Source organism: Paraburkholderia tropica, assembly GCF_900109265.1.
GTDB lineage: Bacteria > Pseudomonadota > Gammaproteobacteria > Burkholderiales > Burkholderiaceae > Paraburkholderia > Paraburkholderia tropica.
Genome location: NZ_FNZM01000004.1, coordinates 235,246 through 252,261, shown reverse-complemented (window position 1 = coordinate 252,261; position 17,016 = coordinate 235,246). Strand labels below are relative to the sequence as shown.

The following is a 17,016-nucleotide window of genomic DNA, read 5'->3' as shown; positions in this document are numbered from 1 at the left end:
GGAGACAATCATGAACGGACCGGTTCCCGTGGACATCGTCAGGCAGCATCTGATCGATCCCGAGATCTGCATTCGCTGCAATACCTGCGAAGAAACCTGTCCGATCGATGCGATTACGCACGACGGTACGAATTACGTGGTGAAGGCCGAGGTCTGTAACGGCTGCATGGCGTGCGTGCCGCCGTGCCCGACGGGCGCAATCGATAATTGGCGCAACGTGTTCAAGGCGAACGCGTATACCGTCGACGAGCAATATTCGTGGGACGAATTGCCTGCGCAGAATCCCACGGTCAGCGCGTCCGCGTCGGCGTCGCCGGACCATGCGGCACGAGACCTTGTGGATGAAGCATCCGCGGCGCTGCCTGCCAGTTCGGATTTCGTGCGCGGTTCGACCGTGCCGCCGTGGTCGGCGGCGCGTCCTTATGTAAATCTCTACACGCACAAGGCGCCGACGACCGCGACCGTGGTCGGCAACTATCGTCTCACCGACGACTCCACGCCGGGCGATATTCATCACATCGTGCTCGATTTCGGCGCGCTGCCGTTTCCGGTGCTCGAAGGCCAGTCGATCGGCATTCTGCCGCCCGGTTCGAACGCCGATGGCCGCGCGCATCACGCGCGCCAGTATTCGATCGCAAGTCCGCGCGACGGCGAGCGGCCCGGCTACAACAACGTCTCGCTCACCGTGAAGCGCGTGACGCACGATCACGCTGGAAATGCCGCGCGCGGCGTGTGCTCGAATTATCTCTGCGATTTGAAAAAGGGCGAGGTGGTGAGCGTCATCGGGCCATTCGGCAATACCTTCCTGATGCCGAATCATCCTAACTCGCATTTGCTGATGATTTGTACCGGCACCGGTTCTGCGCCGATGCGCGCGATGACGGAGTATCGCCGCCGCGGCCGGCTCAAGGGCGCGACCGGAAAACTGATGCTGTTCTTCGGCGCGCGCACCCAGGCGGAATTGCCTTACTTCGGCCCGCTGATGAATTTGCCGAAGGATTTCATCGATACGAATCTGGCTTTTTCGCGCACGCCTGGCCAACCGAGACGCTATGTGCAGGACGCCATGCGCGAACGGGCGACCGACGTCGCGCCGCTGCTCGCGGACGGCAATACGCATGTTTATGTCTGCGGACTCAAGGGCATGGAAGACGGCGTGTTGCAGGCGCTCGCCGAGATCGCGGAGGCGCATGGCATCGGTTGGGAGCGTTTGTGGGAGCGGCTCAAGCGGGAAGGGCGGCTGCACCTCGAAACGTATTGACGGATTGGAGGGCGGTTGCCGCCTGGAATGGAGCATCGGTTCAGGTCGAAAACGATTTGTGCACGATCGTTCGCAACGCGGTAGGATGTCGGGACGGCGGCGTGCGCATCGCATTGCGCAATGAATGCAATACGTCAGGCGCGCGCCGTCCACTTTTTTGGGCACATCTGTGCATACGCACGCATAAGCTCGCGCAACCCGACGGAGACCGGACTGCCATGAACCTCGTTGCTGAATTGCCCGCCGACCTGAGCGGCCTCGAACAACTCCAGCGCATGCTCGCGAGCGGGCGCAGCGCGCCCATCGGTGAAACGCTCGGCTTCAGGCTTGTCGAAGTCGACGAAGGCCGCGTGGTGTTCGAAGGCGTGCCGGGACTGCACGCGTACAACCCCATCGGCACGGTGCACGGCGGCTACGCGGCCACGCTGCTCGATTCCGCTTGCGGTTGCGCGGCGCATTCGCGCCTCGCGCCGAATCAGGGCTATACCACGCTCGAACTCAAGGTGGCGTACCACCGCCCCATGACCGCAAACACAGGCCCGGTGCGCGCGGAAGGGCGCGTGCTGAGCATCGGCCGCCGCGCGGCCTTCGCGGAGGCGTCGATTACCGATGCGGCCGGCAAGCTCTACGCATCGGCGACCTCGACGCTGCTTGTTTTCGAACGTGAAACGCCGAAGGACTGATGTCACGCGGATAAAGACGGGCACGGCATTCGCTCATTGCGGATTTCAAGGGAACCAACACGGCCTCGCGGCTGCCACATGATCAGCGAGGGCCGTGCAGGCGCACGGTTTCCCAACCGCGAGGAGACAGCATGGACGCCGTGCATTCCTTCCTGCGTTCGCGCAGACGCTTTGTCGCCGGGCTGGGCGCCGCGGTTTATAGCGCGGCTTTCCCCGCTTTGCTGTCCGCCAATGCGGCGCACGCAGCAAGCGCTGCGAATCCGGCGGATGCAAAACAGCCCGCGCCCACTGGTGCGAAACTCGAAACAGTCGCGACCTTCGGTGACGATTTTCGTCTCGTCGGTATTGGTGTGTCGAAAGCGGGGCGCGTCTTTGCGACTGCGCCGTCCTCGGTGCATCGCTCGCGTTTCAGTGTTGTCGAAGTCGATCTGCGCAGCGGCAGTCTGCTGCCGTTTCCCGACACGCGCTGGAACACGTACCAGCCGAATCGCCCGGGTGAGCGTCAGTGGATTTCCGCGCAGGCGCTCTGGGTGGATGAGCGCGATCGCCTGTGGGTGCTCGATTCGTCGCTGCCCTCGGTCGATCAGCGCCTGCAACCGCCCAAACTCGTGCAGTTCGATATCGGCAAGGCCACGCCTGTGCGCACGTATACGTTCGAGTCGGCCATCACGCCCGCCGATTCGATCAACGACGTGCGCATCGATCTGCAGCATGGCTACGCGTTCATCAGCAACGCGGGCAATCGCGGCGGCGTGGTGGTTGCGCGATTGAGCGATGGACGCGCGCGCCTCGTGCTCGCGGGCGACCGGTCCAGCGTGTCCGATCCGCAGCAGCATCTGATGTTCGGCGACCGCGTGGCGCGCAAGCTCGACGGCCAGGTGCTCGTGCTGCAAACCGACGGCATCGCGCTGTCGCCGCAGCGCGACTGGCTCTATTACCGCCCGCTCACCGATCATCACTATTGGCGCGCGCCGATTGAAGCGCTCATCGACGAATCGCTCTCGCCGCAAGCGCTCGCGAAGCGCGTGCAATATCTCGGCGATTACGCGCTCACCGGTGGTCTGCTAATGGGCGCGGACGGCACGCTCTACGGCGGCGACCTCGAAAAGCGCACGGTGGTGGCGCTCACGCTCGTCGCGCGCAACGGCAAGCCGGCCTTTACTCAACGCACGCTCGTCGATGAACCCGGCAAGGTGTCATGGGCCGATGGATTCGCACTTCAGAACGATTATCTGTATTTCGCGGATTCACATCTGCACGAATTGAACTTTTCGAATGGCTATCCGCGCAAAGGGCGCTTCGCGATTTTTCGCGTGAAGCTGCCGCCGCAGCCGCCTGGCTTGTTCGCAGGCTGATGCGGCCGCGCAGAGGACGTGAGCGGGACACTCAAAGCGCGCCGTGCGCCTTGTCCTCGATAAGTTTGACGAGCGTGTGAAGCAGGCGGTTCGCGGGCGTGGCCACGCCGAGCGCCGTGCCGCGCCGCACGATCAGACCGTTCAGATGATCGATCTCGCTGCGCTTGCCGCGCGCAAGATCCTGCGCGGTGGAGGAGAACTGGCCCGGCATGGTTTCGGCGATGCGGCGCACCGCGGCTTCCACATCGGGCGGCAGCGTCACGCCATCGGCATGCGCCACGGCCTTGCATTCTTCGACGACGTCGTGCATCGCGTCGCGCACGCCCGTGCCTTCCACGAGGCGTCCATACGGCAATTGCGTGATCGCCGAGAGCGCGTTGTACGCGCAATTCAGAATCAGCTTCGCCCAGAGCGCGCCGCGTACGTTCGCCGAGATTTCGGTGGGGACGTCGGCGGCGATCAACGTTTGCGCGATGGCTTCGCTGCTGCGCGAAGGCTCGATCACGAGTTCGCCGCGGCCATGATGGCGCACATGGCCGGGGCCGGCCATTTCGGTCGCCACATACACGACGGCGGCGGCGACGTCCTGCGCGATCACCGTGCGCAAACGCTCGGCGTTATCGACGCCGTTCTGCAGCGTGAGCACCAGCGTGTCCGCGCCGAGATGCGGTTTGATCGACTCGCCCGCGCTTTCCGTATCGGGCGACTTCACGCAGAACAGTACGAGTTGCGCGCCCGCCACCGCATCGGCGCGCGTGCTGGCGCGCAGATGCGGCGCGCCGATGCGCTCGTCGAAGGTCTGTGTTTCCAGATGCAAACCTTCGCGCGCGATCACTTCGACGTGCTGCTCGCGGCCGATCAGCACGACGTCGTGTCCCGCGCGCGCAAGCATGCCGCCGTAATAGCAGCCGACCGCGCCCGCACCCATGATGGCGACTTTCATCTTCCTGGCTCCTTCATTCAAATGCTTCGGTATGCTGATGATTTCAGCACGGTCGTCCGCGCAGCGCGGCTTAACGCAGTTCGAAGCCGAGCGCCTGGAGGGCGTCGCGCAGACGGTCGCGGCCATGCAACGACTCGCGGCTACGCCAGCGCGCGAGCGAACGCGAGGTCCAGCCGGCAGCGCTGAGGCCTTGCGCGGTCTGGAACGCGCCCATCACTTCATCGTATTGCGCGATGCCTTCGGTTTGCGTCGGCGCGTCGTATTGCTCGCGATGCAGCACCACGCTTTGCGGCAGACGCGGCTTGACCTGCGCCGGGCGCGACTCGTCCGCGTAGCCCACACAGAGGCCGAACACGGGCATCACGCGCGGCGGCAAACCGAGTTCGGCGGCGACCTGTTCGGGCTGATTGCGGATCGCACCGATATACACCGAGCTCAGGCCGAGCGATTCGAGCGCGACCACGGCGTTCTGCGCGGCGAGGGCGGCATCGATCACGCCGACCAGCAGCGTTTCCATATAGTGCAGACCTTCGGCGCTCGCGGACGTGCGTTGCGCGGCGGCTTCCAGACGGTTGAGGTCGGCGAGCCAGACGAGAAAGAGCGGCGCTTCGCGGACCTGCGACTGGTCGGCGGCGAGCTTCGACAGACGCGCCTTGCGTTCCGGGTCCTCGACAGCGACGACGCTCCACGTTTGCAGATTCGATGACGTGGAGGCCGACTGCGCTGCGGCGATCAGCGTTTCCAGCGTGCCTTCGGGCAGCGGCTTTTGGGCGTAATTGCGGACTGAACGATGCGCGAGCAGCGTGTCGAGCGTGGCGTTCCAGGCGGGCAGCGGCGCGTTCCAGGGCGTGCCGTAACGCGCGTCGAGTGCTTCGGTGGCGTTCTGGGCGGCGGTCTCGGGCGTGCTGAGGGTGGACATCGGTTTGACTCCGGCGAATACGTTGAATGCAGACGGGTTAAGCGGGGCGCGTGGGCGCGAGCGCCGTATGGTACATGGCCTCGCGATTTGGCGCTGGGGGGCGAGTGGGTGGCATGCGCGCTGCGCTCTGCACAGTCGGCGCGTTGCCGTTATCATCATTGCGCGCACGCGCCGCGGCATTCGACCTTCCGCCCGGCCGCGCACGCCTTCCGATTGCCTTTCGCGCGCTGAGCTGGCGCGCGTTCACGTGCAGTGTCAACGTCTGCGAGGCTCTGTTATGTCGGCGAATTCTTCGAATGCTTTCCCGAACGCAACACCCGTCTGGTTCATCACCGGCTGCTCGATCGGCTTCGGCCGCGAGTTCGCGCGCGCCGTGCTCGCGCGCGGCTGGCGCTGCATCGCGACCGCACGCAACAAGGCCGCGCTCGACGATCTCGCGCCCGAGGCGGGCGAGCGTTTGCTGTGTGTCTCGCTGGACGTGACCGATCCGGCGCAGATTGCTGCTGCCGTTGCGCAGGCGCGAGAACGTTTTGGCGCGATCGACGTGCTCGTGAATAACGCGGGTTATGGTTATCAAAGCTCGATTGAAGAAGGTGAAGAGACTCAGATTCGCGCGCAATTCGATGCAAATGTGTTCGGTCTGTTTGCGCTGACGCGCGCGGTGCTGCCGGTCATGCGCGAGCAGAAACGCGGGCACGTGATCAACATTACGTCGGTGGCGGGGCTCGCGGGCTTTCCGGGGTCGGGCTATTACGCGGCCAGCAAGCACGCCGTAGAGGGCTTCTCCGACGCCTTGCTCGCGGAGGCGGAGCCGCTCGGCATCAAGGTGACCTGCGTGGAGCCGGGACCGTTCCGCACCGAATGGGCGGGGCGCTCGCTCGTGCAGACGCCGAATCGAATTGCCGATTACGCGGAAACCGCGGGCGCGCGCATGCAGCGCACGGCCGAAGGCAGCGGCCATCAGCCGGGCGATCCGGCGCGCGCCGCGCAGGCGATTATCCGCATCGCGGAAGTGGAGTCGCCGCCGCGTCACTTCGTGCTCGGCGCGTTCGGCGTGGACGCGGTGGCGGCGCGTTTGCGCGCCGCGCTCGCCGATATCGAAACGTGGCGCGAGGCGGGACTGGCGACGGATTTTCCGGCGGGGGAATGAAGGTGGGATGTTTGCGCCATAAGGGTGCTGCAAAAATTGGTGAGGCATGCTTCGGGGCATCCTTCGCTGCATTCCCATTCGCTCATCCCGTCGCCATCACCAACGTCCCTGTCGCGACCAGTGCGCCGCGCCATAACCAGTCGAAGTTAATCCAGCCGCGCTTTAGTATTCCCAGCCCCACGTATTCATAAGCGACGAGTGCGATGACCGCCGTCGTCGCGAGCGTGACGAGCGTATGCAGCGCGGTGAAGCCAAACGACACGGCCAACGGATTGACGCCGCCCGCGCCACACAACGGCAACATCGCGGGCATGAGCATGAGACCCGCGCCGTGCAGCGTCGCCATCAACGCGGACCATGCCGCGAGGCCGAGAAATCTCACGGTCATGCCCACGCGCGCGCGATGCCGATGCCCGTACATATGCTGCCAGATCGCCCAGCCGATCAGCAGCGCGCCCAGCACCCAATGCAGGCCGCCTTGCGCGAGACGCGGCACCCACGCGCCGAGCAGCGCAATCGAACTCGTGAACAGCAGCACGGAAGCCGCATGCCCGAGCGCGATCGGCGGGAGCGCCATCAACAGCGCGCCGCGATTGCGCCGTTGCAGGCCCAGCGCCGTCGCGAACAGCCAGCCCATCGCCGGATTCGCGCCGTGAAAGACGCCGCTGCCCACCACGGCGCTCCACGCCGCCCAGTGCGCGTCAAAGCCGCCGAAGATGCCGTTCATCGCACCGCACGCTCACGGGTAGCAATACGAGTCCGACGAACAATCGCCGCCTTCCAGCCGGATCTGATGCGGTCGATGCGTCTTGGGCCATTGCACGAAAAAGCGCTCGTCGAAGGCGAGGCCGCCGTCCGGACCGGCGTCGAGCTTCACCATCCATCCGTCGATTCCCTCGGGATAAAACTGGCCGTCAATCGCGCCATACAGCGAATTGGTGAAATAGACGCGCCGCCCGTCGCGGCTCACTTCGACCATCTGCGGGCCGCCGTTTAGCGCACGTCCGCCCGCGAGCGGATGCGTCGCGCGCGAAACGATGCCGCCGATCCGCACGCTGCCAGTCAGTTTGGGATGTTCGGGGTCCGAAACATCGTATTGCCGCAGATCGCCGGTTCCCCAGCACGCCACGTAGAGAAAGCGGTCGTCGAGCGACAGCGCGATATCGGTCACGAGCGGCGGCACGGCGGCGAAGCCCTTGAGCATCGGCGGCAGCAGTTCCGGATCGGCGGGCTCGGCAGGAATCTCGATGATTTTGCGCGCCGCCCATTGATCGCCGTCGAGATACCACTGCCAGATCGAGGCCGAAAGATCCTTCAGGCTGATCACGGAATTGACGAAGCCATACGGGCGCGTGGGATCGTGCGCGGGCCGCAGTTCGAAGACGAGCTGATTCTCCGCGCCGAAGTCGAGCGTCTGCTTGTGCCGCCGCGTGTGCAGGTCCCAGAAGTGCAGGCGGTGACCGTATTGACCGCCCAGCAACACTTCGGGCACGAGGCCGTTTTCGAAGTTCGCGGGCAGACCCCATTCGCTCGTCACGACCGTGTCGAAGCCCAGATGCCACCAGCCGTCGTACGCCAGTTCCTGCGGGCCGCGTTCGATTTCCCACTGGCCGAGAATGTCGAAGCTCTCGTGATCCATCAGGAAGATGCCGCCGGGCGCTTCGCCGTGAGCATTGGCGAGCGCGGTGACATAAATGCCATCCGGCCCGCAATGCACCGTATGAGGGCGCGTGTAGCCCGCACGTTGCGCGACGCTCTCCGGCTCGTGAACGCGCACGATATGCGGCCGACGCGGATCGGGTTTCGTATCGACAATATGAATACGCGACGATCGCAATCCCGGCACGACGAGATAACGGCGCTCCGTATGCGCGTGCGGCGCGTTCGGGCACAGGCACGAACTGCACGCATTCCAGCCGAAGTGATGTAGCTCGTCGCCGGTATGGGGCATCGCGAGACGATGGACGATGCGGCCGAATTCCGCCGAAGCAGGATCGAGATCGACCACGTCGAGCGAGTCCGGCACCGCGCCAGTAGGGTCGAAACTCGCGACCCACGCGAGCTTTTCGGGGGCCGCGTCGGCGGCAAGACGGGCCGAAGGGTAAAACGTCGGGTCCGGTTTCCACGTTGCCATCGCTGTCTCCTCCTTGCACTTCGACGAGTCGGAGTGGCTATGATGCACCAGAGCCGACTCGCGTGGGTGAGCGATGATTGCCCGCCGCGCCTTATTCCATAAGGGAAAAAGCTTATGTCTTAACAAACGAAGCGCATTCCCATCATGCGAACAGGGATAAAAATCGGCGCGCGATTATACGAGTCACGAAAACAGTGAATTCGTTTGGCTGACATTTATCTTGGAGCCCGGACTTTCTAGACTTGTCAATAACGGTTCGCAGCGAGCGCTGCACCGACAAGTCAAGTTACCGGAGGTTATGTCATGAAGTCGCTTCTCAAGGCTGTTGCGCTGGCCGCCGTGCTGGCGGTGCCCGCTGTGTCGTTCGCCCAATCGCAGCCGGAAAACGGCCCCGTCACGCGCGCACAGGTGCGCAATGAGCTGAAACAGCTGGAATCGGTGGGTTGGAGACCGAACGTCGTGTCTCCTTACTATCCTGAAGATTACCGCGCCGCGCAGGCCCGCCTCGCCGCACGCAGCGGCTACGGTCCTTCGACCGATGGCACCTCGCAAAGCGGTTCGGCCAGCTCGTATTCGCCGCCGGTCATCATGAAGTGAGCGTGATACAACGTAATGGAATGCGAAAACGCGGTGCGTCCCGATGGGGCGCACCGCGTTTTCGTGTTCTGAATAATTCAATACGATCGCGGTGAAAGCGCTTTCACTGCGGCGTATTCGCTGGACGCGTTAAATGTTTTGAATTGAATCGCGATCCCGGTCGTCGATCCATGCGTGCGTCTCGTCGAGAATTTCGTTCGAGAGCGCGGGATCGTCGATCAGGCGCGCAAGAATCACGGCGCCCACCATCGCCGACCAGCTGCCGATGGCCGCGCGCCGCGCGTGTGCCGCCGTGGAAGCGTCTCCACTTGCCGCCTTCGCGGCACTCAATCGCTCGATCTGCTTCTTGAGGCCCGCCGCCATCACGGCGCGCGCTTCGGGCGTTTGACGCACCGTTTCCGCGCCCAGCGCCGCGGTCGGACAACCGCCGGCGAGATTGTCGCGATGCGCGCGCGACAGATAGCGCGCCGCGTAACGCGCCACATCCGTTTCGCCGACCTCGCCCTGCGCAAACACGTGCGAGAGCGTTTCCGCAATCAGATCGTCCTTCGACTTGAAATAGCCATAAAAGCCGCCGTGCGTGAGGCCGGCGGCGCTCATGACCTCGGCGACCGTAACGGCGTCGTAGCCGCGCTCGCGGAACAAGCGGCTGGCCGCTTCCAGAATTTTCTGACGATTGATCGCCACCTGCTCACGACTGACTCGCATCGCGTTCTCCACGGACTCCGATTTTCTGCTTGACATTATACATGATGCTCATCATGATTCGATTCAAATACATGACTGTCATCATGTATAAACCGATCGATACACAAAGGAGTGTCACCATGTCAGCAAAACCCGTTGTTCTGATCACCGGCGCGTCAGCAGGAATTGGCGCGGTCTATGCCGATCGTTTCGCGCAGCGCGGTCACGATCTCGTGCTCGTCGCGCGCGATCAGCCGCGGCTCGAAGCGCTGGCTGCACGGCTGCGCGAGCGAGATGGCGTGAATGTCGAGATTCTGCGCGCCGACCTGACGCAGCAAGCAGACCTCGAACAAGTGGAAGCGCGCCTCGCGAACGATGCGGGCATCGGCGTGCTGGTGAACAACGCGGGCACCGCGGCGGCGGGCACGTTCGTCGAGCAAGGCGCCGAGGTCGTGAGCAAGCTGATCGCGCTGAACGCCACGGCGGTCGCGCGGCTCGCCGCCGCCGTCGCGCCGCGTTTCGCGCGCGAAGGGCAGGGCGCGATCGTCAATGTGGCGTCGGTGCTGGGTCTCGTGCCCGAATATCATGCGACGCTCTACGGCGCGACCAAGGCGTTCGTGCTGTTCCTCTCGCAAGGGTTGCACGTCGAACTCGGGCCGAAGGGCGTCTACGTGCAGGCGGTGCTGCCGGGCGCGACGCGCACGGATATCTGGTCGCACGCGGGCAAGGACGTGAACGAACTGAATGGCGTGATGGAAGTCGACGATCTCGTCGATGCGGCGCTCGCGGGCTACGATCTGCGTGAGACGGTCACCATTCCGCCGTTGCCCGACGATCAGCAGTGGAAGACGTTCGAGGCCGCGCGTCAGGCGATGGCGGCGAACTTCGGTCAATCGAAGCCAGCGGCGCGCTATCGCGCGACGGCGACCGAAGCGAAGTAAGCAAACGTGAAGTGTCGAAGCCGGGCGCGCGAGTCTGCTTGCGCGCCCGGGCTACGTTGACGTTATTGCGCGGGCGCGGCGGCCTGCGTGCCCGAAGCCGCATCGGCGGGCGCGGGCTTTTCCTGATCGGGCTGCCAGCCGCCGCCGAGCGCGAGGAACAGCTTGACCTGATCGAGCGCGACCTGGCCTTCGGCTGCGGCCACTTGCGAGTGCGCCGCCGTGAGCGTGCGCGTGGCGTCGAGATCGGAGAGGAACGATTCGCGGCCCGCCGAATACAGGCGATGCGTTTCGTCGGCGGACTGCTGCGCCGAGCCATACGCGGTGCGCAGCGAATCGGCGCGTTGCGTATCGGCGGCGTAGGTAGCGAGGCTCGACTGCGTTTCGCGCAGCGCGTTGAGCACGACGCCGTCGAAATGCGCAAGCGCGCCGGCCGTTGCCGCTTGCGCGCCGCGCACGCGGGCGCGCTGGCCGTTCGCCGGGAACGTCCAGTTAATCAGGGGTCCGAATGACCAGCTATTGGTGATCGGCGAGAACAGATCGCTCGCGATACCGACCGAGCCGACGCTTGCGCCGATGCTGATATCCGGATACATCTCCGCCATCGCCACGCCGATCTTCGCCGTCGCGGACGCAAGCTGGCGTTCGGCTTCGCGCACGTCCGGGCGGCGGCGCAGCAGCGCGGCGCCGTCGCCGACCGGAATCGGCTGCGAGAGCTTCGGCAGGCGGTTGCAGCTGAGCACGGCCGGCGGCAGTGCCGACGGCGGCTGTGCGAGCAGCATCGCGAGCTGATATTGCGCGATGCGCTGGCGTCCCTGGAAGCGCGGAATGTCGGCGGCGAGCGTCTGGACTTGCGTCACGCCGCGCGTCACGTCGGGCTGGTTGCCGCGGCCCGCGTCGCGCAGACGTTTGGTGAGCGCCACGCGCTGCTGTTGCAGCTTCAGCGATTCCTGCGCAATGGCGAGTTCCTCGCCCGCCGAGCACGATTCGACATAGGCCTGCACGACGTCGGCGACCACGGTGATGCGCGCGAGATCGGCGGCGGCCAGCACGGCTTCGTCTTCGGCCTGCGCCGATTCCACGCCACGGCGCAGCTTGCCGAACAGATCGAGTTCATACGATACGTTCACGCCGAGCGAGCCGAGGTTTTCCACCGGCAGCTTGCTGAACAGCAGGTATTGTTCCGCCGATTCCTGGGCGCGCTGGAAGCCCACGGTCGCGCCGCCCGAGAAGCCGCCTTGCGCGTTGGCCACATCGAGCGCCGCGCGCGAACGCGCGAGATTCGCGGCGGCCACGCGCAGGCTCGCGTTCGATTGCAGCGCATCCTGCACGAGCTGATCGAGCGTGGGATCGTCGTAAAGACGCCACCAGTCGTTGGGCACGTCGCCCTGCGAGACCGGCGCTTTATCCGCGCCCGCGATCGGCCCTTGCGCGAGCGGCGCGTTGACGAGCGCTTCGTTCGGCAACTTGTAGTTCGGGCCCAGATTCATGCACGCGCCGAGCGCGAGCGTGAGCGGCGCAAGTGCAGACGAGCGCCAGAGGCGGCGGCGCGTCATTGCGAGGCTCCGCTCGCGGCCGTTGCTGCGCTTGCGCCGCTTGCACTGCTGGCGCCATTGGCGTTGTCCTTCGCGCGCTGCTTGTCGCTGGCGTCCGCGCGCACGGCGACGGTCGCGGTGCGGCCCGCGATCATGCGGAAGTCGTCGGGCACTTCGTCGAGCGCGACGCGCACCGGAATGCGCTGCGCAAGACGCACCCAGCTGAACGCCGGGTTCACGTTCGGCAGCAGGTTCGGGCTCGCCTGACGATCGCGGTCCTCGATGGCCGCGACGATGCTCTGCACGTGACCGCGCAGCGGACGCGTTTCGCCCATCACCGTGATCTCGACCGGCTGGCCGATATGAATGCCGTGCAGACGCGTTTCCTCGAAATAGCCGTCGACGCGGAACGAATGCATGTCCACCACGGACAGCACCGCGCGGCCCGCCGACACGTACTCGCCCACGCGCGGCGCGCGGTCGTTCAGATAACCGTCAACCGGACTCACGATGGTCGTGCGTTCGAGATTGAGCTTCGCGGTGTCCACCTGCACCTGGGCGTCGGCCGCGGCGGCTTCGCCCTGCTCGACGCGCGTGCGGCTCTCTTCGAGCGTTTCGCTCGCCACCAGGTTGCCGAGTGTGATGTTGCGCGCGAATTCGCGTTTGGCCTGCGCGAGCGTGGCCTTGCGCTGTTCGAGCGCGGCCTGCGCGAGACGCAGCGCGAGCGTATAGCGCGCCTGGTCGATCACGAACAGCACCTGGCCTTTCTTGACCTGCTCGTTGTCGACCACATCGACATTCGTAATGAGGCCGCCGACATCGGGCGCGACCTGGATCACGTCGGCGCGCACGTGGCCGTCACGCGTCCACGGCGAGAACATGTAGTAGTTGACGATGCGCCACAGCACGAGCGCGGCGACGACGACGACGATGAGCGTCAGCAGGATTTGGCCTGCGGAGAACCAGGTTTTTTTCACGTTCACGTTAGTTCACGAAGCGATGCGACACGATGATGACGGCAGCCAGGACGAATACATAAATGCCGAGATCGAAAATGGAGCGATGCCAGACGAGCCGGTAAAAACCGACCCGCGTGAGCACCTTGCCGATCACGACATTGATGAGGTACGCGATCAGCATCAGCACGAGCACGGCCGGCACGAACACGCCGAAGATATCGATTTCGCCGATCATGGTGCGGGTTTTACAAAGACAGAAAATGGTTGTGCGCTCACGCTTTGCCTCCCGAGGTATCGCCGCTCGGACGCTGGGCGACCAGCGTCGGGTACAGCGAGAGACGCAGCCCGACCAGCGCGTGCAGCGTGTCGCGCAGCCAGCGCTGCGAGACGCGCATGCGCAGCGGCGCGGCGTTTTCGGTCTGCGCGTTGCCGAGACCTTGCGCGATGCCGCGCGTGGCCACGCGGTGCAGCGCGTCGTCGATGGTGGCGAGCAGCGCGGGCGGCGCATCCTGGCGCGCGCTTGCCTGCGCGCAGCGCGCGTAATGATCGCTGACGCCGGCGAGCACGCGGTCGATGGCGGCGGGCACGTCGCCGTCGAGCTTGCGGCGCGAGCGGCGCAGATCGAGCGCATTGAGCGCGATGCGCAGATCGCGGAAGCTCTCGATCGACGGATGGCGGTGCTCGTCGGAAGCCGCGAGACGCGGCAGCAACTGCATCAGGCGGTCGAGCATGCGCGAGGCCAGATTGCGCTGATCGCCGAGCGGCGCGACCGAGGCCGAGAGCGCCACGTCGGACCAGCTCGAACGCAGCAGTCGGCGCGCGGCGAGTTCGGCGCCGAACGGGCGCGTCACGCGCGTCCACACATAAGCGAACAGCAGGCCCGCGACGCCCGCGATATTACTGTTCAGGAACACGAGGAAGTCGGCCTCGTAGGCGCTCTGGATGCTGATGAAGGTGGCGGTGTTCACGGCCACGAGCATCGTCACCATATTGAACTGCGGACGCGGTATCAAGGTGCCGATCAGGATGAACGGTCCCGCGAACAGCAGCACGAGCATCGGGAAATCGTGCACCTTGGGCAGCACCACGAACAGATAGAGGCCCGCGAACACCACGCTCGCGGCGGTCGCGGCGAAAAAGCGGAACACCATCGGCGCGGGCTCGTCGAGCGCGGCGAAGAAGCAGCAGGCCACGGCCGCGAGCGTCACCGCGCCCGCGCCGTCGTGCCAGCCCGAACTGACCCAGAGCCAGCAGGCCACGAGAATCGCGCTCACCGGCACGGCGCATGAAATCAGCATCATGCCGCGATCGTAGAAGCGCTCGGTGCCGCCCAGGCGCCAATGGCGATAGCGCGGCCGCCACGAACCCGCTTCGTGTGCGATCAGCGCACGCAGCGAGCGGCAGTCCTGCCACACGTCGATCACCTGGCCCAGCCGCCAGAGCGCGTTCGAGAGCAACGCGCCTTCCCAGCTCGTGAGCGCGTCGTGGCCGGGCTGCAGCGCGACGATGCGCGCGCGCAGGCTGTCGGCGACGGGGTCGCCGGAGTCGTCGTGCATCTCGGCGGCGCGCGTGGGCAGCGGCGCGTCGAACCATTGGGCGGCGTCGGCAAGCAGCTTGTCGAGGCCTTCGGGCCACGTGTGCAGGTCGCGGCGCAAGGCCAGCAGCGGGTCGGCGAGCGCCGAAATCATCGGCAGAAACAGTTGCATGCGGCCGCGCAGATTCTCCGCGCGCGCGAGCACTTCGGGATGAGTATGGTCGTAGCTCAATTGGCTGAGCAGGAATTCGAGCTGATTGACCGTGGCCGCGAGACGCTGGCGGCAAGCCGAAAGCGCCTTGCCGGTGATGTGGCCCGAGAGCGTTTCGCGGCCGTAGAAGGCGGCGTCGCGAAACCAGGCGTCGGCGCGCTCGATCAGCGTGGGCGCGAGGCGGCTCGGCAGGATGTTGCTCCCCACGACGCTCGCGCAGATGATGCCCAGCGTGATTTCCTCGGTCCGCGCGATGGCCACGTCGAACACGGTGCCCGGATCGGTCACGGTGGGCAGCGCGATCAGCGGCATCGTGTAACCCGCGAGCATGAACACATAGCTGCGCGCCGTGCGGTCCATGATCGCGAGATAGAGCAGCGTGCCGGTCCAGGTCGCCACGATCACGCTGAACAGCAGCGGCGTTTCGACGAAAGGCGGCACGAGCGCGATCGCGGCGGCCGCGCCGAGCGCAGTGCCGAGCGCGCGATAGAGCGCCTTCGAGCGCGTCGCGCCGACAAACGGATTCGAGACGATATAGACGCTCGCCATCGCCCAGTACGGACGCGGCAACTGGAAGATCAGCGCGATATAGAGCGCGAGCATCGACGCGGCGAACGTCTTGACCGAGAACAGCCAGTCGCGGAGGGTCGGGTAGGTCATGAGGCCGCTTTCAGCTTTCGGTCCGGGGCGCGCCCTCGGCCGGGTCCGGGGCGTTGAACGCGGTGAGCACGCGCAGCGTGGCTTCGAGATCCGCCCGGCTCACGCCTTTGAGCACGCGCGCGCGCAGATCGCGCAGATCGGCTTCGATGCGCGCGGTGACGGCGCGGCCTTCGTCGGTCAGTGAAATCGTTTTCGCGCGGCGGTCGTCCGGGTCTTCGTCGCGGCGGGCGAGGCCGGCGGCGCAGAGCTGATCGAGCAGACGCACGAGCGACGGGCCTTCGATGCCCACGTGTTCGGCGAGCGTGACCTGGCGCACGCCTTCGCCCAGGCGGCCGGCGATCAGCAGCGGCGAGGCGCAGGCTTCGGAGACGTTATAGGCCGTGAGCGCGCCATGCGTCGTGCGGCGCCATTTGCGGGCGGCGAGGACGAGCGAACTGCTGACGGCCAGTCGTAAGGTGTGAAGATTCGACATCGGCGGGATGATAGCCCAAAGCGATTTGGTAGCAAACTATCTTTTTCCGGCTGACGACGCCATCCTCGGATAGTAATCGAGCCGGCGTTCGCGTGGCGGCCGCGCGCCCTTCGTGTGACGCCCGCACCACGCCGGGCGGCTGCCGGAGCCCGGCGGGTGCAGATTGTCACACACGCTTACTTGCTTTGCAGCGAAGCGCCAGGCGCGGACACGTCGACACGCCAATACAGATAGCGACGAGCGATGACGCGCGGCGCGGTCTCAGCGCGCGGACCAGCCTTGCAGCACGGCCGGCAGCGCGGCCATATCGGTGATCACGTCGGCGACGCCTTCGGCCCGCAGCGCCTCGGCGCTGCTGTGGCCCGGTTCGGCGGGGCTGTAGCCGAACACCGTCGCGCCCGCCGCGAGGCCCGCGCGCGCGCCGGTCACGGTGTCTTCGATCACGGCGCAGCGGCGCGGGTCCACGCCGAGCCCGGCCGCCGCCGCCAGATAGACGTCGGGATGCGGCTTGCTGCGCGGCGTTTCGTGGCCGCTATAAATATGTCCGTCGAAACACGCGAGCAGGCCGACCTTGCGCAGTTGCAGTTCGACCTTGCGGCGATCGGCGCCCGACGCCACGGCGATTCGTCCGCCAAAGGCCGTATGCACGGCGCGCACGGCGTGGGGCGCGCCCGGAATTTCCACGAGGTCGCGCGCGAGCGCCTCGTTGCGGCGCGCGCGAAAACCCGTCAGCCAGTCTTCGGTGATGCGATAGCCGGTGTGCGCCTCGATGCGATCGGCCTCGTCCTTCACCATCTTGCCGACGAAGATGCGCATGGCATCGTCGACGCTGAGCGTCCAGCCCAGTTCGCCGAGCATTTCGACCAGCACGACATGCGTGATGCGTTCGGAATCGACCAGCACGCCGTCGCAATCGAACAGCACGGCGTCGAAGGGGAGAGCGGAAAGTGCGGACATCGTCGAATGAGCGTGGGAAAA

At 65.6% G+C, this 17,016-nt stretch carries 17 protein-coding genes; 6 read left to right on the top strand and 11 right to left on the bottom strand.

The window, feature by feature from the left end:
• The first annotated feature begins 10 nt into the window (after window positions 1-10).
• The 3 genes from boxA to BMY06_RS07790 all read left to right on the top strand — a co-directional run bounded on the left by boxA (window position 11) and on the right by BMY06_RS07790 (window position 3,299).
• Entirely contained in the window at window positions 11-1,261 is a 1,251-nt protein-coding gene (gene boxA, locus BMY06_RS07800) for a benzoyl-CoA 2,3-epoxidase subunit BoxA (protein WP_074982452.1), read from the top strand.
• A 218-nt stretch (window positions 1,262-1,479) separates the two neighbouring features.
• Entirely contained in the window at window positions 1,480-1,944 is a 465-nt protein-coding gene (locus BMY06_RS07795) for a PaaI family thioesterase (RefSeq protein WP_065065411.1), read from the top strand.
• Between the two features lie 131 nt (window positions 1,945-2,075).
• Window positions 2,076-3,299, top strand: a complete 1,224-nt coding sequence (locus BMY06_RS07790; RefSeq protein ID WP_065065410.1) for an L-dopachrome tautomerase-related protein — start codon at window positions 2,076-2,078, stop codon at window positions 3,297-3,299.
• 31 nt (window positions 3,300-3,330) lie between these two features.
• Here the strand turns inward: BMY06_RS07790 and BMY06_RS07785 are convergent, their stop codons facing one another.
• Together BMY06_RS07785 and BMY06_RS07780 are read right to left on the bottom strand one after the other, a co-directional pair.
• Window positions 3,331-4,242: a ketopantoate reductase family protein gene (locus BMY06_RS07785; RefSeq protein WP_074982449.1), complete on the bottom strand. Its 912-nt coding sequence runs from the start codon at window positions 4,240-4,242 to the stop codon at window positions 3,331-3,333.
• 70 nt (window positions 4,243-4,312) lie between these two features.
• Entirely contained in the window at window positions 4,313-5,161 is an 849-nt protein-coding gene (locus tag BMY06_RS07780) for an NADPH-dependent oxidoreductase (protein WP_065065408.1), read from the bottom strand.
• Between the two features lie 277 nt (window positions 5,162-5,438).
• Here BMY06_RS07780 and BMY06_RS07775 point away from each other — a divergent pair, with 277 nt between their 5' ends.
• Entirely contained in the window at window positions 5,439-6,311 is an 873-nt protein-coding gene (locus tag BMY06_RS07775; RefSeq protein ID WP_074982448.1) for an oxidoreductase, read from the top strand.
• A gap of 82 nt (window positions 6,312-6,393) precedes the next feature.
• Here BMY06_RS07775 and BMY06_RS07770 read toward each other — a convergent pair whose 3' ends face one another.
• Both BMY06_RS07770 and BMY06_RS07765 read right to left on the bottom strand, forming a co-directional pair.
• Complete coding sequence (locus BMY06_RS07770; protein WP_074982446.1) at window positions 6,394-7,038, bottom strand: hypothetical protein; 645 nt, start codon at window positions 7,036-7,038, stop codon at window positions 6,394-6,396.
• 12 nt (window positions 7,039-7,050) lie between these two features.
• Window positions 7,051-8,445: a selenium-binding family protein gene (locus BMY06_RS07765; RefSeq protein ID WP_074982445.1), complete on the bottom strand. Its 1,395-nt coding sequence runs from the start codon at window positions 8,443-8,445 to the stop codon at window positions 7,051-7,053.
• A 303-nt stretch (window positions 8,446-8,748) separates the two neighbouring features.
• Here BMY06_RS07765 and BMY06_RS07760 point away from each other — a divergent pair, with 303 nt between their 5' ends.
• On the top strand, window positions 8,749-9,042 hold the full coding sequence (locus BMY06_RS07760; RefSeq protein ID WP_065065404.1) for a DUF4148 domain-containing protein: 294 nt from the start codon (window positions 8,749-8,751) through the stop codon (window positions 9,040-9,042).
• Between the two features lie 129 nt (window positions 9,043-9,171).
• Here BMY06_RS07760 and BMY06_RS07755 read toward each other — a convergent pair whose 3' ends face one another.
• The gene (locus tag BMY06_RS07755) at window positions 9,172-9,750 is read right to left on the bottom strand and encodes a TetR/AcrR family transcriptional regulator (protein WP_065065403.1); all 579 of its coding nucleotides are present in this window, start codon (window positions 9,748-9,750) and stop codon (window positions 9,172-9,174) included.
• 119 nt (window positions 9,751-9,869) lie between these two features.
• Here BMY06_RS07755 and BMY06_RS07750 point away from each other — a divergent pair, with 119 nt between their 5' ends.
• Window positions 9,870-10,670 carry an SDR family NAD(P)-dependent oxidoreductase gene (locus tag BMY06_RS07750; protein ID WP_065065402.1) on the top strand — a complete coding sequence of 267 codons (801 nt, stop codon included), beginning with the start codon at window positions 9,870-9,872 and terminating at the stop codon, window positions 10,668-10,670.
• A 62-nt stretch (window positions 10,671-10,732) separates the two neighbouring features.
• Here the strand turns inward: BMY06_RS07750 and BMY06_RS07745 are convergent, their stop codons facing one another.
• The 6 genes from BMY06_RS07745 to BMY06_RS07720 all read right to left on the bottom strand — a co-directional run bounded on the left by BMY06_RS07745 (window position 10,733) and on the right by BMY06_RS07720 (window position 16,995).
• Complete coding sequence (locus tag BMY06_RS07745; RefSeq protein ID WP_074982443.1) at window positions 10,733-12,223, bottom strand: efflux transporter outer membrane subunit; 1,491 nt, start codon at window positions 12,221-12,223, stop codon at window positions 10,733-10,735.
• A complete protein-coding gene (locus BMY06_RS07740) occupies window positions 12,220-13,179 on the bottom strand; it encodes an efflux RND transporter periplasmic adaptor subunit (protein WP_074982694.1) in 960 nt (319 codons plus the stop codon). The genes BMY06_RS07745 and BMY06_RS07740 overlap by 4 nt, the downstream gene beginning before the upstream one ends.
• Before the next feature lie 7 nt (window positions 13,180-13,186).
• The gene (locus BMY06_RS07735; protein WP_027818583.1) at window positions 13,187-13,396 is read right to left on the bottom strand and encodes a DUF1656 domain-containing protein; all 210 of its coding nucleotides are present in this window, start codon (window positions 13,394-13,396) and stop codon (window positions 13,187-13,189) included.
• 37 nt (window positions 13,397-13,433) lie between these two features.
• Window positions 13,434-15,566 (bottom strand): FUSC family protein, encoded by a 2,133-nt coding sequence (locus BMY06_RS07730; RefSeq protein ID WP_074982441.1) that lies wholly within the window; start codon window positions 15,564-15,566, stop codon window positions 13,434-13,436.
• A 10-nt stretch (window positions 15,567-15,576) separates the two neighbouring features.
• Entirely contained in the window at window positions 15,577-16,038 is a 462-nt protein-coding gene (locus BMY06_RS07725; protein ID WP_065065398.1) for a MarR family winged helix-turn-helix transcriptional regulator, read from the bottom strand.
• 261 nt (window positions 16,039-16,299) lie between these two features.
• Window positions 16,300-16,995, bottom strand: coding sequence for an HAD family hydrolase (locus BMY06_RS07720; protein WP_074982439.1), 696 nt, complete (start codon window positions 16,993-16,995; stop codon window positions 16,300-16,302).
• Window positions 16,996-17,016 lie beyond the last annotated feature (21 nt).

Coding starts and splice junctions, on each gene's coding strand:
- BMY06_RS07750 (WP_065065402.1), top strand. CDS start 9,870: ATGTCAGCAAAACCCGTTGTTCTGATCACCGGCGCGTCAGCAGGAATT.
- BMY06_RS07735 (WP_027818583.1), bottom strand. CDS start 13,396: ATGATCGGCGAAATCGATATCTTCGGCGTGTTCGTGCCGGCCGTGCTC.
- boxA (WP_074982452.1), top strand. CDS start 11: ATGAACGGACCGGTTCCCGTGGACATCGTCAGGCAGCATCTGATCGAT.
- BMY06_RS07745 (WP_074982443.1), bottom strand. CDS start 12,223: ATGACGCGCCGCCGCCTCTGGCGCTCGTCTGCACTTGCGCCGCTCACG.
- BMY06_RS07755 (WP_065065403.1), bottom strand. CDS start 9,750: ATGCGAGTCAGTCGTGAGCAGGTGGCGATCAATCGTCAGAAAATTCTG.
- BMY06_RS07775 (WP_074982448.1), top strand. CDS start 5,439: ATGTCGGCGAATTCTTCGAATGCTTTCCCGAACGCAACACCCGTCTGG.
- BMY06_RS07770 (WP_074982446.1), bottom strand. CDS start 7,038: ATGAACGGCATCTTCGGCGGCTTTGACGCGCACTGGGCGGCGTGGAGC.
- BMY06_RS07760 (WP_065065404.1), top strand. CDS start 8,749: ATGAAGTCGCTTCTCAAGGCTGTTGCGCTGGCCGCCGTGCTGGCGGTG.
- BMY06_RS07720 (WP_074982439.1), bottom strand. CDS start 16,995: ATGTCCGCACTTTCCGCTCTCCCCTTCGACGCCGTGCTGTTCGATTGC.
- BMY06_RS07785 (WP_074982449.1), bottom strand. CDS start 4,242: ATGAAAGTCGCCATCATGGGTGCGGGCGCGGTCGGCTGCTATTACGGC.
- BMY06_RS07765 (WP_074982445.1), bottom strand. CDS start 8,445: ATGGCAACGTGGAAACCGGACCCGACGTTTTACCCTTCGGCCCGTCTT.
- BMY06_RS07725 (WP_065065398.1), bottom strand. CDS start 16,038: ATGTCGAATCTTCACACCTTACGACTGGCCGTCAGCAGTTCGCTCGTC.
- BMY06_RS07730 (WP_074982441.1), bottom strand. CDS start 15,566: ATGACCTACCCGACCCTCCGCGACTGGCTGTTCTCGGTCAAGACGTTC.
- BMY06_RS07795 (WP_065065411.1), top strand. CDS start 1,480: ATGAACCTCGTTGCTGAATTGCCCGCCGACCTGAGCGGCCTCGAACAA.
- BMY06_RS07790 (WP_065065410.1), top strand. CDS start 2,076: ATGGACGCCGTGCATTCCTTCCTGCGTTCGCGCAGACGCTTTGTCGCC.
- BMY06_RS07780 (WP_065065408.1), bottom strand. CDS start 5,161: ATGTCCACCCTCAGCACGCCCGAGACCGCCGCCCAGAACGCCACCGAA.